The following is a 14967-nucleotide window of genomic DNA, read 5'->3' as shown; positions in this document are numbered from 1 at the left end:
TCCCGTCTAAAGTGTTGTTTACGGTTGGCGATTGCGCAAATGCGCACTGAACGCCGTCGCATCCATAAACCCGGTTACACGCTGCATCGGCTGCTCTTCGCCCTGCTCATTGAAGAACAGAATCGTTGGCAGCCCAAGAACGTTAAGTTGTTTTAGCAGCGCTTTATCCTGCGCATTATTGGCTGTCACATTCGCCTGGAGCAGAACCGTTTCTTTCAGGGCACGTTGTACCTGCGGATCGCTAAAGGTGTATTTTTCAAACTCTTTACAGGCGACACACCAGTCGGCATAGAGATCGAGCATCACCGGTTTGCCTTTGGCTTGCGTCAGGGCGGCGTTGAGTTCATCCACGTTATTAATTTGCGTGAAATTCAGGTGCGCCTGCGTCTCGCTAACGGGTGAGCCGAACGCCCAATCCTGTAGCGGACGCACGCTTACCAGCGCAGCGGCGAGCAGAAGAATTTGCACCAGGCGCATCCACGTTTTTTTTGCGCCCAGGCTGACGATAAATGCCCAGGCGAAGAAGGCCACGCCGAGCATTGCCCACAGGCGAATGCCCCACACATCACCGATGATGCGCTCCAGCAGGAACACAGGAAGCGCCAGAATCACAAAGCCAAACGCGGTTTTTACCGTCTCCATCCACGGGCCACTCTTTGGCAACAGACGGTTGCCGAATACCGTCACCAGAATCAGCGGCAGGCCCATGCCGAGTGCATAGAGGTACAACGTCCCGCCGCCGAGCCACATGTTGCCGCTCTGGGCGATGTACAGCAGGATGGCGCTCAGCGGCGCGGTGGTGCAAGGGGAGCAGATCAGCCCTGCTATCGCGCCCATCGCAAACACCCCGCCTGCCGATCCGCCCTGCTGACGGTTACTCATCAGCGTTAAGCGGGTTTGCACCGAGGAGGGCAGCTGCAGCGTGAACAGGCCAAACATCGACAGCGCCAGCAGAATAAACACCGCTGACAGGCCGATAAGCACGTAAGGGTGCTGAAGCGCCGCCTGGAAATGCAATCCGGCAGCGGCGACGACGAGGCCGAGCGCGGTGTAGGTCAGCGCCATACCCTGCACGTAGATGAAGGCCAGCAGCAGCGCACGTGCGGTGGAGAGGCGTTGCTTGCCGCCCAGCACGATGCCGGAAATGAGCGGGTACATTGGCAGGACGCACGGCGTAAAGGCGATGCCGATGCCGATCAGTAAGGCCCAGAGTGCTGAGAACGGAAGGTCTGCAGCGGCTTCACCTTCACCCCTCACCCCGGCCCTCTCCCCTGAGGGGAGAGGGGGAATAGCGGCGGCAGCATTCACTTCACTAAGGGGCACGACCTTCGTTTCCGGCGGATAGCAGAACCCCGCATCGGCACAGCCCTGATACGTCACCGTCAGCGTTGCACCTTTATCGGCCTGATTCACCGTAACGGGCACGCTTAAGCGCTGGCGGTAGATTTCACTCTTACCGTAGAACTCGTCCTCGTGCCACTCGCCCGCGGGCATCTGCAGTGCGCCCACCTTAGCCTGGGCGGGCGTAATGCTCACCTGCTTGCGGTAGAGGTAATAGCCCTCTTTCACCTGCCAGGTCAGATTGAGATCGTGCTGGTTTTGCTGAAAGTCGAAAACGAACGCCTGGTCGGCAGGAATAAAGTTCGAACGGCCGGGTGCGTCAAACAACCCGGCAAAAGCTGACGTGCTGCACAGCAGCAGGATCAGCGTAAGGAAGCGTTGAGCCATGAGAGATAGTCGTTATCGCCGTGGACCACTGGCAGCACCAGCAGTTCCGGAGTTTGGTAAGGATGATGAGATTTGAGGCAGTCGAGTAGCGCCTGCTGATTTGCCGGATTGGTTTTGAGCAACATCTGGACTTCGTACTCCTGCTCCAGCTTGCCTTCCCAGTAATAAAGGGAGGTGGCACCGGGGAGGAGCGTCACGCAGGCAGCCAGTTTTTCGGCCAGCACTTTGGCGGCGAGATCCTGGGCAGTGGCTTCATCAGGGGCGGTGCACAGTACGACAACAGCATCAGGCGTGTTCACAAGTCGACCTCCTCATCACGAAAGTCTTCACTATATCACGCAAGGCAGTTGGTCATTAATGAAACGGGCCGCAGAGCGGCCCGATTTTAACTATTTTTACAACGGCAATCCGTTTACAGCACAATGCCGCCGATGATAAACCCGAGGATCACGCAAAGCGTAATGGCGACGACGCCCGGGATCAGGAACGCGTGGTTAAACACGTACTTACCGATACGCGTTGAGCCGGTGTCATCCATTTCAACCGCCGCCAGCAGGGTTGGGTAGGTTGGCAATACGAACAGCGCAGAAACCGCCGCGAAAGAGGCAATTGCCGTCAGCGGCGTCACACCCAGCATCAGTGCCGCAGGCATCAGCGCTTTGGTGGTGGCGGCCTGAGAGTAGAGCAGGGTCGCAGCAAAGAACAGCACGACCGCCAGCAGCCACGGGTAATTGTGCAGCAGGTCACCGGCTACGGTCTGGATGTCGCTGATGTGCGCTTTCACGAAGGTATCACCGAGCCAGGCTACGCCCAGTACGCACACGCAGGCGCTCATACCGGACTTGAAGGTGCTGGCGTTCAGCACTTCGCTGGTGTCAATTTTACAGGTGATGCTAATCAGCGTTGCGATGGTCAGCATGAACACCACAATCGCTTCGTTACGCGGCAGGACCGGGTTCTGGATCAGGCCCACGGTGTCGCTGATGGCGGTCGCATAGAACATCACGGCGACAATACCGATCAGGAACAGCAGCACGGAGCGTTTTGCGTGTGGCTTCAGCTCGAAGACCTGGCTGCCGCGCAGCTTCACTTCACCTTTCGCCAGGCGTTCCTGGTAAACCGGATCGTCTTTCAGCTCGGCACCAAGGAAGTTACACAGCACGGCGGTGATCATGACCGCAATCAGCGTCACCGGAATACAGATCGCCAGCAGCGTCAGATAGCTCACGCCCATCGGCTCAAGGATACCGGCGAAGAAGACCACCGCAGCGGAAATCGGCGAGGCGGTAATCGCAATCTGGGACGCGACAACGGCAATAGAGAGCGGACGCGACGGGCGAATACCTTGTTCCTTCGCCACTTCAGTAATCACTGGCAGCGTAGAGAAGGCGGTGTGGCCCGTACCGGCGAGAATGGTCATAAACCAGGTCACCAGCGGGGCAAGGAAGGTAATATATTTTGGATGGCGGCGCAGCATACGCTCCGCCAGGCTCACCAGGTAGTCCATACCGCCTGCGACCTGCATGGCCGCGATAGCCGCAATAACTGCCATGATGATTTCGATAACGTCAAAAGGGATTGCGCCGGGTTTGATCTGAAAGATAAGGGTAAGAACGAGCACCCCGAGACCGCCGGCAAAACCGATGCCGATCCCCCCGAGTCGTGCGCCCAAATAAATCGCCAACAAGACGATGACGAGTTCTGCTCCAAACATAAGTGCCTTCCTTGTTTATTAACAAGTTGATATTGAAATGTTGTGTAATTGGTAATGCTTAAAAAGAAAAAAGGCACGTCACAAGTGACGTGCCTTTCGGAAGCTTAGCCTGAACTGTTACTGTTCGCTTTCATCGGTATATCGTTTCGCTTTATACGCCGGGTGCATCAGGTTCTGGGCCGAGAAGATATCGTCCAGCTCCGCTTCGGTCAACAGTCCGCGCTCAAGCACGACTTCACGCACGCTCTTACCGGTCTCGGCACAAATCTTACCGACGATATCGCCGTTGTGGTGGCCGATGAACGGGTTGAGGTAGGTGACGATCCCGATGGAGTTATAGACGTAACCTTCACACACTTCTTTATTCGCGGTGATGCCGTTGATGCATTTTTCCAGCAGGTTGTAGCAAGCGTTGGTCAGGATGTGAATGGATTCAAACATCGCCTGGCCAATCACTGGCTCCATCACGTTCAGCTGCAGCTGACCGGCTTCAGAGGCCATGGTCACGGTGGTGTCGTTACCGATGACTTTGAAGCAGACCTGATTGACTACTTCTGGCACAACCGGGTTAACTTTGGCTGGCATGATGGACGAACCCGCCTGCAGTTCTGGCAGGTTAATCTCGTTCAGACCCGCGCGCGGGCCCGAGGAGAGCAGGCGCAGGTCGTTACAGATTTTGGACAGTTTCACCGCCAGACGTTTCAGGGCGCTGTGAACCATGACGTATGCGCCGCAGTCGGACGTCGCTTCAATCAGGTCTTCCGCAGGGACAACGGCCAGGTTAGAGACTTCAGCCAGTTTCTGTACCGCCAGCTGCTGATAGCCGTCTGGTGTGTTCAGGCGTGTACCGATGGCGGTTGCGCCCAGGTTCACTTCCAGCAGCAGCTCAGAGGTGCGCAGCAGGTTTTTGGTCTCTTCATTCAGCAGCACGTTAAACGCGTGGAATTCCTGACCGAGGGTCATAGGGACTGCGTCCTGCAACTGGGTACGACCCATTTTCAGGATATCCTGGAACTCAACCGCTTTACGCTGGAAGCCATCGCCCAGCTGGTTGATCGCGTCCACCAGTTTCACTACAGAGGCATAGACCGCGATGCGGAAGCCGGTTGGGTAAGCATCGTTGGTAGACTGACACTTATTAACGTGGTCGTTCGGGTTGAGGTACTGGTATTCACCTTTCTGGTGGCCCATCAGCTCCAGGCCAATGTTTGCCAGCACTTCGTTAGTATTCATGTTGACGGAGGTGCCCGCGCCGCCCTGGTAGACGTCAACCGGGAACTGATCCATGCATTTGCCGTTGTTCAGCACTTCATCGCACGCGGCGATAATCGCATTTGCAGCGCTCTTAGGAATGGTTTGCAGCTCTTTGTTTGCCAGTGCTGCGGCTTTCTTCACCATCACCATGCCACGGACAAACTCAGGGATGTCGCTGATTTTGCTGTTGCTGATGTAGAAGTTTTCAATCGCTCTCAGAGTGTGAACACCGTAGTAGGCATCCGCTGGAACTTCCCTGGTACCCAACAAGTCTTCTTCGATACGAATGTTGTTTAACATGTGAACCTTCTTTTCAAGCTGCCGATGGATTGTACTAAACACACAGTATATATGTGGTTTTGAATATTTTCTGACCGACGATTATTCCCTCAATCGGCCTGATGTTCGAGATCATATGCTGATGATAGCGAATTGCCGTAAGCTGGATCACTTATTATCGACCCGATTCCATGATAATTATTAATCTGTGAAATGTGTCACCGCTTTAATATTTCCGAAAAAAATATCCGTGCAAACCGATTGAATTTTGGCTAACCGTCGCCATCTCTAAAAAACGCGTTTTGCGAACACATTCAGACAGGGGCCAGATGGCACCTGCCCTACAGGAGATGCCAGTGCGCTGGATACCGTTTATTGCTTTCTTTCTCTATGTTTACATTGAGATTTCGATTTTCATTCAGGTTGCCCATGTGCTGGGCGTGCTGCTGACGTTGATTCTGGTGATCTTCACCTCCGTCATCGGCATGTCGCTGGTGCGTAATCAGGGTTTCAAAAATTTCCTGTTAATGCAGCAGAAGATGGCCGCGGGTGAAAGCCCGGCAGCCGAGATGATCAAAAGCGTGTCGCTGATTATTGCGGGCCTGCTGCTGATCCTGCCAGGGTTCTTCACCGATTTCCTCGGCCTGTTGCTGCTGTTACCGCTGGTGCAGAAGCACCTGACCATGAAGCTGCTGCCGCATCTGCGTTTCAGCCGCATGCCGGGTGGCGGGTTCAGCACCGGGCCGGGTGATACGTTTGAAGGGGAGTACCAGCGTAAGGACGACCAGCGCGACCGGTTAGATCATAAAGACGATCGGTGATTTTTTTGCCCGGTGGCGCTTCGCTTACCGGGCCTACGGATTCTGCTGTTTCGGTAAAAACAGCCACAGCCCTGCCAGCATGACAATAGCGTACAGACTCTTCCATCCCACCATCGCCAGCAGCAGCAGGCAAAGCACACCCCCAACGACCGCCAGCGCTTTATAGCGACCTTTCAGCAGACGGCAACCCGCGAGCATACACAGCAGGTAGATCATGATGAAAATGCCGTTGGCGTAAACGATCAGCGCGTCCAGATTGATATCCAGCGCGTAAATACACAGCGAACTCAGGACGCAGCAGCCCAGCACGGCATTCAGGGCATTCAGCGGAAGCTGGCGTTTAGACAGGCGCGCGAGGCGATTATCAGGTTTGTCGAGCGCCTGCGACCACACCAGCCGGGCAAAGCTCTGGATATAAATATTCAGGCTGGCAAAACAGGCCAGATAGCCGATGACGCAGGCGATCCACAGCGCTTTCACACCGAACAGTTCAACCACAATGCCCGGCAGCGATGCAGCGGCAGCGAGATCCGCCCCGAACGCGTTAAAGTGTAATACCAGCACGGTACACGCCCAATAGACCGTACCCGCCAGCAGCAGGCCAATCATCAGCGCGCGGGGAAAATCACGTTCAGGCTGCTTAAATTCCGACGCCAGGTGGGCAAAGGCTTCCAGGCCCACAAAACACCAGAACATGACGGAGAGGGCGGCGAAAAGCTGTGAATGGTCGACGTCTGTTACCGCGGGAAAGGGAATTTCTTTTATTGTGATATCGCCCGCCCACCAGATAGCGGCAACGAGCGCAACAATCAGCACCGCAACCAGCGTCTGCAGATTGGCGCTGGAGCTGGCGCCGCGCGAGCCCACCCACCAGACGATAGCCAACGTGCCCAGTTCGGCCAGCAACAACTGCGCGTTATGCCAGCCAAACAGCGCCTGACCAAAGCCGGTCGCAATATGCAACGCCGCAGGAAGACCAACCGGAATGACGGAGAGAAACAGCCAGCCGGTGACGCGCTCAAGGCGCGGACCAAACGCTATGCCGACAAAATGCGCCACGCCGCCCGCGCTGGGAAAATGCCGCCCGAGGATGGCGAAGACAATTGCCACCGGGAAAACCAGCACAATCAACACAGGCCACGCCCACAGACTGTTATTCCCCGCGACCAGCGCGGCCAGGGCGGGTACGGCAAACACGCCCGTGCCTAACAAGGAGGTGGAGAGTAAGCCAACGCCCTGTGCCAGCCCCAACTCCTGCTTGAGTCCACTCATTTCCATCGTCCTGCCACCATCAAAAGAGAGGCGATGGTAACACTTTCGCAAATTTTTTTTCGATTCCCCCTTGAAGGGGGAAAAAGCTATCCCCATCTCTCAGGGCACTAGCCGGAAAACCGCGTGCGGCCCGGCGTCATCCATAACTGATAATGACTTTCTCAAAGGAGAGCTATCAATGAGTATTCGTCCGTTACATGATCGTGTGATCGTCAAACGTAAAGAAGTTGAAACCAAGTCTGCTGGCGGCATCGTTCTGACCGGTTCTGCGGCAGCCAAATCAACGCGTGGCGAAATCATCGCTGTCGGTAAGGGCCGCATCCTGGAAAACGGAACTGTGCAGCCGCTGGACGTTAAAGTTGGTGACATCGTCATTTTCAACGATGGCTACGGCGTGAAATCCGAGAAGATCGACAATGAAGAAGTGTTGATCATGTCCGAGAGCGACATTCTGGCAATTGTTGAAGCGTAATTTACGCACGAAACTGTACGAATTTGAGGAAATAAGAACATGGCAGCTAAAGACGTAAAATTCGGTAACGACGCTCGTGTAAAAATGCTCCGCGGCGTAAACGTACTGGCAGACGCAGTGAAAGTGACCCTGGGTCCGAAAGGTCGTAACGTAGTGCTGGACAAATCCTTCGGCGCGCCAACCATCACCAAAGATGGTGTTTCTGTTGCACGTGAAATCGAGCTGGAAGACAAGTTCGAAAACATGGGCGCGCAGATGGTGAAAGAAGTGGCCTCTAAAGCGAACGACGCTGCAGGCGACGGTACCACCACTGCGACCGTACTGGCACAGGCTATCATCACTGAAGGTCTGAAAGCCGTTGCTGCGGGCATGAACCCAATGGATCTGAAACGTGGTATCGACAAAGCTGTCGCATCCGCTGTTGAAGAACTGAAAGCGCTGTCCGTACCGTGCTCTGACTCTAAAGCTATTGCTCAGGTTGGTACCATCTCCGCTAACTCCGACGAAACCGTAGGTAAACTGATCGCAGAAGCGATGGATAAAGTCGGTAAAGAAGGCGTGATCACCGTTGAAGATGGTACCGGTCTGGAAGACGAACTGGACGTGGTTGAAGGTATGCAGTTCGACCGCGGTTACCTGTCCCCATACTTCATCAACAAGCCAGAGACTGGCGCTGTTGAGCTGGAAAGCCCGTTCATCCTGCTGGCTGACAAGAAAATCTCCAACATCCGCGAAATGCTGCCAGTGCTGGAAGCCGTTGCGAAAGCAGGCAAGCCGCTGGTTATCATCGCTGAAGACGTTGAAGGCGAAGCGCTGGCGACCCTGGTGGTTAACACCATGCGCGGCATCGTGAAAGTGGCTGCGGTTAAAGCACCTGGCTTCGGCGATCGCCGTAAAGCAATGCTGCAGGATATCGCTACCCTGACTGGCGGTACCGTAATCTCTGAAGAGATCGGTATGGAGCTGGAAAAAGCGACCCTGGAAGACCTCGGCCAGGCGAAACGCGTTGTGATCAACAAAGACACCACCACCATCATCGATGGCGTGGGTGAAGAAGCCGCTATTCAGGGCCGCGTTGGTCAGATCCGTAAGCAGATCGAAGAAGCAACTTCTGACTACGACCGTGAAAAACTGCAGGAGCGCGTAGCGAAACTGGCTGGCGGCGTTGCGGTAATCAAAGTCGGTGCGGCGACTGAAGTTGAAATGAAAGAGAAAAAAGCACGCGTTGACGATGCCCTGCACGCGACCCGTGCTGCGGTAGAAGAAGGCGTGGTTGCTGGTGGTGGTGTTGCGCTGGTGCGTGTTGCCGCTAAGCTGGCTGGCCTGACCGCGCAGAACGAAGATCAGAACGTGGGTATCAAAGTTGCGCTGCGCGCGATGGAAGCGCCACTGCGTCAGATCGTGTCCAATGCCGGTGAAGAGCCATCTGTTGTAACCAACAACGTGAAAGCGGGCGAAGGTAACTACGGTTACAACGCGGCAACGGAAGAATACGGCAACATGATCGACTTCGGTATCCTGGACCCAACAAAAGTAACCCGTTCTGCTCTGCAGTACGCGGCTTCTGTTGCTGGCCTGATGATCACCACCGAGTGCATGGTGACCGACCTGCCAAAAGGCGACGCGCCTGACTTAGGTGCTGCTGGCATGGGCGGCATGGGCGGTATGGGCGGCATGATGTAATCGTGCGCTTTACCTCTTAGAATGTGAAAAACCCCCGGGCAGAAATGCTCGGGGGTTTTTCTTTTGGTCATCTTTTAGGTATAAGGTTTACACACGGACAACTACTGTCCAGCTTATTGAAAACGAGGAATAACATGCGCGTAAAAGTCTGTGCAGGGATTGTAGGGGCAGCATTGCTGCTGGCGGGTTGTAGCTCCAGCAATGAGCTGTCGGCAGCGGGCCAGGGCGTTCGCTTTGTGGAAGATAAGCCGGGTAGTGAATGCCAGCTGTTAGGCACGGCAACCGGTGAGCAAAGTAACTGGATGTCAGGTCAGCATGGCGAAGAAGGTGGCTCTATGCGCGGTGCGGCGAATGCCCTGCGTAACCAGGCTGCGGCAATGGGTGGTAACGTGATTTACGGCGTGAGCAGCCCAACGCAGGGGATGCTGTCCAGCTTCGTGCCGACCGCCAGCCAGATGAATGGCCAGGTCTACAAGTGCCCGAACTGAGTTAACTTGCTGATGGCGCTGCGCCCGGAGCCCGTAGGGCAGGTAAGCGTAGCGCCACCTGCCTTTTTACTTCTGCCGCAGCTGCAAATCCAGCGGCGTCTTGCTCGGTTCACCGCCAATCTCGCGCGCCAGCTTCGGCACCATATAGCCTGAAACCAGCGTTAACAGTTCGCGCATAATCTGCCGGGCTTCTTCATCCGTCACCATGAAATGTGCCGCGCCCTGAACGCGATCCAGCACGTGCAGGTAATAGGGCATCACGCCCGCATCAAACAACGCATTGCTCAAATCTGCCAGCACGCGGGCGCTATCGTTTACGCCGCGCAGCAGCACGCTCTGGTTCAGCAGCGTCACGCCCGCTTTACGCAGCCGCGCCATCGCCGCGCGAAATTCATCGTCAATTTCGTTCGCGTGGTTGATATGATTTACCAGCAGCACCTGTAAACGAGACTGCTCAATGCGTGAGACCAGCCCATCGGTGATCCGCGCCGGAATAACAATCGGCAAACGGCTATGAATGCGCAGACGCTTGATGTGCGGAATGGCTTCCAGCTGCGTCAGCAGCCAGTCCAGCTCGTGATCTTTCGCCATCAGCGGGTCGCCGCCGGAAAAAATAATTTCATCAAGCTCGGGATGGGCGGCGATATAGTCCAGCGCAACCTGCCAGTTGCGTTTATTGCCCTGATTGTCGGCATAGGGGAAGTGCCGACGGAAGCAATAACGACAATTTACCGCGCAGCCGCCTTTTACCAGCAGCAAGGCGCGGTTGAGGTACTTGTGCAGTAAACCCGGCACCACGCTGTTCTGCTCTTCCAGCGGATCGGTGCTGTAACCCGGCGCGGTGACAAACTCATCTTTCGAAGTAAGTGTTTGTTTTAATAGCGGATCGTCGGGGTTGCCTTTCTCCATCCGCGCCACAAACGCACGGGGAACGCGCAGGGCAAAAAGGCGCTTTGCCTCGCGGCCTGCAAGCAACTCTTCGTGTTGATCGAGGTCTAAAAGACGCAGCAATTCATCAGGACTGGTGATTACATCGGCAAGTTGCGATAACCAATCTTCTCTGGACGGGGTGTTTAGGGTTACAATATGCGCCATTTTGTGGCTTAGCTACCAGTTAACAAATTTAGAGGGCCTTATGGCAACGTACTATAGCAACGATTTTCGTGCTGGTCTTAAAATCATGATGGACGGCGAACCGTACGCGGTTGAAGCCAGCGAATTCGTTAAACCAGGTAAAGGCCAGGCATTCGCACGCGTTAAGCTGCGCCGCCTGCTGACCGGCACCCGTGTTGAGAAAACCTTCAAGTCTACTGACTCCGCTGAAGGCGCTGATGTTGTTGATATGAACCTGACCTATCTGTACAACGACGGTGAGTTCTATCATTTCATGAACAACTCTACTTTCGAACAGCTGTCTGCTGATGAGAAAGCAGTAGGCGACAGCGCGAAATGGCTGCTGGATCAGGCTGAGTGCATCGTGACCCTGTGGAACGGCCAGCCTATCGCTGTGACCCCACCAAACTTCGTAGAACTGGAAATCGTTGAAACCGATCCAGGTCTGAAAGGTGACACCGCAGGTACCGGCGGTAAGCCAGCTAAACTGTCTACCGGCGCAGTGGTTAAAGTGCCACTGTTCGTCCAGACTGGCGAAGTGATCAAAGTGGATACCCGCTCCGGCGAATACGTGTCCCGCGTGAAGTAATTTACGTCATGATTGAAGGCGCAGCGCCCGCTGCGCCTGATTTTTGCAGGCAGGGATGATGAAACGTACCGTTAAAATTCTGCTTCTGTTAGCGCTGACCAGCGCAATCCTTTCTGGATGCAACACCGCGCGCGGCGTGGGTGAAGACATCAAAGATCTTGGCCACGTCATTTCTAATGCAGCCAGCTAATTTCGTCTAATTTTCTTAAAAATGCTTCCTGTGCCGTCAAATGACGGGATCTTGTCTATCCTTAAGTTGCTATACACAAAACAACTTTGGCTATAAAAGGAAGATATTATGGTTAAGAAAACAATTGCAGCGATCTTTTCTGTTCTGGTGCTCTCTTCTGTACTGACTGCATGTAATACCACCCGCGGTGTAGGGGAAGATATCTCCGATGGTGGCAATGCTATTTCTGGTGCAGCCACTAAAGCTCAGAACTAATGACGCACTGACGGTACGGCGCACCACTCTTACCGTACCGTCAATTCTCTGCTTCCTGCAGGGATAAAAACGGGGAATAGCGCGTGTCCATATGCAGCTTCATCCTGATATTACGCTTGTAGGTATAAACCGTTTTTCCGTTAATACTTAAATGGCTGGCAATCTTCTGGTTGCTCGCGCCGTCCATCCACAGCGTTAGCACTTTCTCCTCCTGACGAGTCAGCAGCGGGGCGGCAATCTGCGGCATTTCAACGCTTGCGCATGACGTCAGCGCGTCATTAATCACCATCGCCACTTCTTCTAAATCGGCATTTTTCAACAGCGAAGCCCATACCGGGAATTGTGTCAGGTAGTTTGTCATGCCTTGTTCTTCGCCCGACTGGAGTAAAATAAAGGGCTGCGTTTCGCTGGCAATCATCAGGGAAGAGAGTTGCTGAAAATGATGAAAATCGTGTCGAAAACCGTGTAAGTCAGCGATAACCAGCGTCGGTTTCCACTGCAGGATATGCTCTCTGGCGAGGAAGAGGTTATTCAACCCGGTCACGACGAAGTGACCCGGAAAAAGACCAGAATGATTGAGCCATGCTTCAAAACCCGTACGGGTGAAGTGGCAACGGTCAATCAAAAGAATTTTGAACATAGTGGATTCGCAGTCGGCTAGTGGTTTGGCTTCCTGCCATCAGAAAGCACATCATCATAGAGAAGTCGGATGAGTGATAAATGCCTGAACTGCGCGCCATACTGCGGCTATTTCTTGCCTTAACATATTCAGCACAAAGGGATTGAAAAAAAAGCGCACTCTATCCACAATATTGAGCGTAATCTCTGCCTTTCGGGACGACCCGTAAGCGCTTCTTTCACCGGGGACGGCCCCAACTTGTACTTAAGTTAAGGAGCCTGAAATGTCCTGGATTATTCTTTTCATTGCCGGTTTGCTCGAAGTGGTTTGGGCAATTGGTCTGAAATATACCCACGGTTTTACCCGCCTGACGCCCAGCGTCATTACCGTTACCGCAATGATTGTCAGTATTGTCATGCTGTCATGGGCAATGCGTACCCTGCCTGTTGGGACGGCTTATGCGGTCTGGACTGGAATTGGAGCGGTAGGCGCGGCCATCACCGGCATTCTATTGCTGGGAGAGTCAGCGAGTCTGGCGCGTATTGCCAGCCTCGCCCTGATTGTTGCCGGGATCGTTGGCCTGAAGCTCAGCACGCATTAATGCGGCTGTTCAACCCAAACTAATTTCGCTACATCAAACCCTTGCCGGGTCGCCACGTCCAGCATCTGCTGTTTCATTTCAGGTGAAATGGTCGGGGTGCGGGAGAGTATCCACAGGTAGTCGCGATCCGGCCCGCACACTAACGCGTGACGATATTCTCTGTCGAGCGCGATCACGTTATAGCCACCGTAGAACGGGCCGATGAAAGAGACTTTCAACGCAGCACGGCTCGCGTCGCCGGTGAAGTACGCCTTGCCAACCGACTGTTGCCACATCGCCCGGTCCGGGTTGTAACCACGGTTAACGACCTGAATACCGCCGTCATCCATTGAGCTGTAATGGGCTGTGACTTTTTCTAAACCGCGCTCGAACCGATGATCCATTCGGGCGATTTCATACCAGGTTCCAAGGAAGCGTTGTGAATCGAAAGGCGTGACGACGGTGACGCCGGGTGGCGGGGTAGGGGAACTGCAGGCAACGACTAAAAACGCGGCTGTCACCGCGGCGATAACAGGCAGAATGCGCATAGGTGTTTCCTTACTGTTTTCTGTTAAGTGTAGATGACAGCAAGGAAAATGTGGCTTTTGTGCGGCGTCATACCGTGGATTTTGTAGGCCGGGTAAGGCGAAGCCGCCACCCGGCAATGTTTTACTGCAGCGCGTCTAGGATACGGTATGCCGCCTCAACGCGTGCCGGGTTCGGATAGCTCTTGTTCGCCAGCATCACGATGCCAAGCTGCTTCTCCGGGATAAAGGCCACATAGCTGCCGAATCCGCCGGTGGAGCCGGTTTTGTGCACCCATGAGGCTTTTACCGGAGGCGCCGGAGGATTCACTTCTCTCGCGGGCAGGGGTGCCAGCGCGACCTTATTGTCGCTACCTTCAACCACGGTTTTGGCATCGACCGGCCAGTTAAGCATTTCCCAGCCTAATCCCTGATACATGGCCCCCACGCGCCAGTAGCGCGACTGTGCCAGCGTAATGCCTTGCTTCAGCGATGCATCCTGAACGTTATCCTGAGCCATATTGGCCACCACCCAGCTCGCCATATCCTGCACGTTGGTTTTCACGCCGTAGGCTTCGGCGTCCAGCATCCCCGGTGACACATGGACCGCTTTACCGTCACGGTATCCCCAGGCGTAATGTGCCTCTTCTGCTTTCGGAACGTTGATCCACGTATGGTCGAGCCCGAGCGGTTTAAAGACCCGCGTCGTCATGGCCTGTTCAAAGCCCATGCCGGAAGGTTTAACCGCCAGTGCGCCAAACAGACCGATGCTGGCGTTTGCATACAATCGCGTGGTGCCAGGTTTCCACCGCGGCTGCCATGTCTGGTAAAAGCGCTGCAGCGACGCGCTGTCTGTCACCTCATCCGGCACCTGGAGCGGTAACCCTCCCGCGGTATAGGTCGCCAGATCCAGCATGCGAATCCCCTGCCACTGCTTGCCCATCAGTTCAGGCCAGTACTTTGTAACCGGATCGCCCAGCGATATCTCACCGCGGGCAATGGCATCGCCGCCCAATACGCCGGTGAAAGTTTTACTGATAGAACCTAGTTCGAACAGGGTTTGTGGGGTAACAGGTTTGTTCGCTGCAACATCGGCTTTACCAAAAATAAAATAGTGCGGCTGGCCCTGGTAGATCACGGCAATCGCCATGCCCGGAATGGACTGCGCTTTCATCAGGGGGGTAATGCTTTTTTCCACCACGTCAGCCAGCTGTTTTTCTGTCATCGACGCAGCAATGCTGGAACATGACACGCCGAGCAGCAGGGCGCAGCAAAGGGATTTTTTGATCATCAGTTATCTTCCATAATCACGGTTCAGGGGAGTGTCCGGGCCCATCAGACGAGCGTAGTCTGTGGGATTTGACTGTGGCTGACAAACGGTTAAAT

At 54.6% G+C, this 14967-nt stretch carries 17 protein-coding genes; 8 read left to right on the top strand and 9 right to left on the bottom strand.

Going from position 1 to position 14967, the window contains the following annotated elements; all coding sequences use genetic code 11:
• Positions 1-18: 18 nt before the first annotated feature.
• From AC2T6E_RS12750 to aspA, 4 genes are all read right to left on the bottom strand, one after another.
• Positions 19-1728, bottom strand: coding sequence for a protein-disulfide reductase DsbD (locus AC2T6E_RS12750; protein ID WP_486692033.1), 1710 nt, complete (start codon positions 1726-1728; stop codon positions 19-21).
• On the bottom strand, positions 1704-2027 hold the full coding sequence (gene cutA / locus AC2T6E_RS12745; RefSeq protein WP_010427778.1) for a divalent cation tolerance protein CutA: 324 nt from the start codon (positions 2025-2027) through the stop codon (positions 1704-1706). Before cutA ends, AC2T6E_RS12750 begins: the two co-directional genes overlap by 25 nt.
• A gap of 113 nt (positions 2028-2140) precedes the next feature.
• A complete protein-coding gene (locus AC2T6E_RS12740) occupies positions 2141-3442 on the bottom strand; it encodes an anaerobic C4-dicarboxylate transporter (RefSeq protein WP_028016415.1) in 1302 nt (433 codons plus the stop codon).
• Positions 3443-3559: 117 nt separating this feature from the next.
• Complete coding sequence (aspA, locus tag AC2T6E_RS12735; RefSeq protein WP_010427776.1) at positions 3560-4996, bottom strand: aspartate ammonia-lyase; 1437 nt, start codon at positions 4994-4996, stop codon at positions 3560-3562.
• 335 nt (positions 4997-5331) lie between these two features.
• Here aspA and AC2T6E_RS12730 point away from each other — a divergent pair, with 335 nt between their 5' ends.
• Positions 5332-5796 carry an FxsA family protein gene (locus tag AC2T6E_RS12730; protein ID WP_486692065.1) on the top strand — a complete coding sequence of 155 codons (465 nt, stop codon included), beginning with the start codon at positions 5332-5334 and terminating at the stop codon, positions 5794-5796.
• A 33-nt stretch (positions 5797-5829) separates the two neighbouring features.
• On the opposite strand, the gene yjeH is transcribed toward AC2T6E_RS12730, so the two are convergent.
• Positions 5830-7068, bottom strand: a complete 1239-nt coding sequence (yjeH, locus tag AC2T6E_RS12725; RefSeq protein ID WP_253178464.1) for an L-methionine/branched-chain amino acid transporter — start codon at positions 7066-7068, stop codon at positions 5830-5832.
• A 178-nt stretch (positions 7069-7246) separates the two neighbouring features.
• On the opposite strand from yjeH, the gene AC2T6E_RS12720 reads away from it, so the two are divergent.
• The 3 genes from AC2T6E_RS12720 to AC2T6E_RS12710 all read left to right on the top strand — a co-directional run bounded on the left by AC2T6E_RS12720 (position 7247) and on the right by AC2T6E_RS12710 (position 9711).
• Complete coding sequence (locus AC2T6E_RS12720) at positions 7247-7540, top strand: co-chaperone GroES (RefSeq protein WP_003855929.1); 294 nt, start codon at positions 7247-7249, stop codon at positions 7538-7540.
• A 39-nt stretch (positions 7541-7579) separates the two neighbouring features.
• Positions 7580-9223 (top strand): chaperonin GroEL, encoded by a 1644-nt coding sequence (groL, locus tag AC2T6E_RS12715; RefSeq protein ID WP_010427772.1) that lies wholly within the window; start codon positions 7580-7582, stop codon positions 9221-9223.
• A gap of 134 nt (positions 9224-9357) precedes the next feature.
• Entirely contained in the window at positions 9358-9711 is a 354-nt protein-coding gene (locus tag AC2T6E_RS12710) for a DUF4156 domain-containing protein (RefSeq protein WP_010427771.1), read from the top strand.
• Positions 9712-9777: 66 nt separating this feature from the next.
• Here the strand turns inward: AC2T6E_RS12710 and epmB are convergent, their stop codons facing one another.
• Positions 9778-10806: an EF-P beta-lysylation protein EpmB gene (gene epmB / locus AC2T6E_RS12705; protein WP_214595110.1), complete on the bottom strand. Its 1029-nt coding sequence runs from the start codon at positions 10804-10806 to the stop codon at positions 9778-9780.
• Positions 10807-10846: 40 nt separating this feature from the next.
• Between epmB and efp the strand changes: the two genes are divergently transcribed.
• From efp to ecnB, 3 genes are all read left to right on the top strand, one after another.
• Positions 10847-11413: an elongation factor P gene (gene efp / locus AC2T6E_RS12700; RefSeq protein ID WP_010427766.1), complete on the top strand. Its 567-nt coding sequence runs from the start codon at positions 10847-10849 to the stop codon at positions 11411-11413.
• 58 nt (positions 11414-11471) lie between these two features.
• Complete coding sequence (locus tag AC2T6E_RS12695; protein ID WP_010427765.1) at positions 11472-11603, top strand: entericidin A/B family lipoprotein; 132 nt, start codon at positions 11472-11474, stop codon at positions 11601-11603.
• A 108-nt stretch (positions 11604-11711) separates the two neighbouring features.
• Positions 11712-11858, top strand: coding sequence for a lipoprotein toxin entericidin B (gene ecnB / locus AC2T6E_RS12690; protein WP_003855942.1), 147 nt, complete (start codon positions 11712-11714; stop codon positions 11856-11858).
• 40 nt (positions 11859-11898) lie between these two features.
• Here the strand turns inward: ecnB and AC2T6E_RS12685 are convergent, their stop codons facing one another.
• Positions 11899-12498 (bottom strand): helix-turn-helix transcriptional regulator, encoded by a 600-nt coding sequence (locus AC2T6E_RS12685; RefSeq protein WP_486692026.1) that lies wholly within the window; start codon positions 12496-12498, stop codon positions 11899-11901.
• 262 nt (positions 12499-12760) lie between these two features.
• On the opposite strand from AC2T6E_RS12685, the gene sugE reads away from it, so the two are divergent.
• The gene (sugE, locus tag AC2T6E_RS12680) at positions 12761-13078 is read left to right on the top strand and encodes a quaternary ammonium compound efflux SMR transporter SugE (RefSeq protein WP_100165646.1); all 318 of its coding nucleotides are present in this window, start codon (positions 12761-12763) and stop codon (positions 13076-13078) included.
• Here sugE and AC2T6E_RS12675 read toward each other — a convergent pair.
• On the bottom strand, positions 13075-13605 hold the full coding sequence (locus AC2T6E_RS12675; protein ID WP_100165645.1) for a lipocalin family protein: 531 nt from the start codon (positions 13603-13605) through the stop codon (positions 13075-13077). The genes sugE and AC2T6E_RS12675 overlap by 4 nt on opposite strands.
• Before the next feature lie 121 nt (positions 13606-13726).
• Complete coding sequence (gene blaACT, locus AC2T6E_RS12670) at positions 13727-14872, bottom strand: ACT family cephalosporin-hydrolyzing class C beta-lactamase (RefSeq protein ID WP_486692019.1); 1146 nt, start codon at positions 14870-14872, stop codon at positions 13727-13729.
• Positions 14873-14967: the final 95 nt, after the last annotated feature.

The sequence above is a fragment of the Enterobacter sp. B79-1 genome (assembly GCF_057444735.1).
This window is presented reverse-complemented; position numbering and strand designations above follow the sequence as displayed.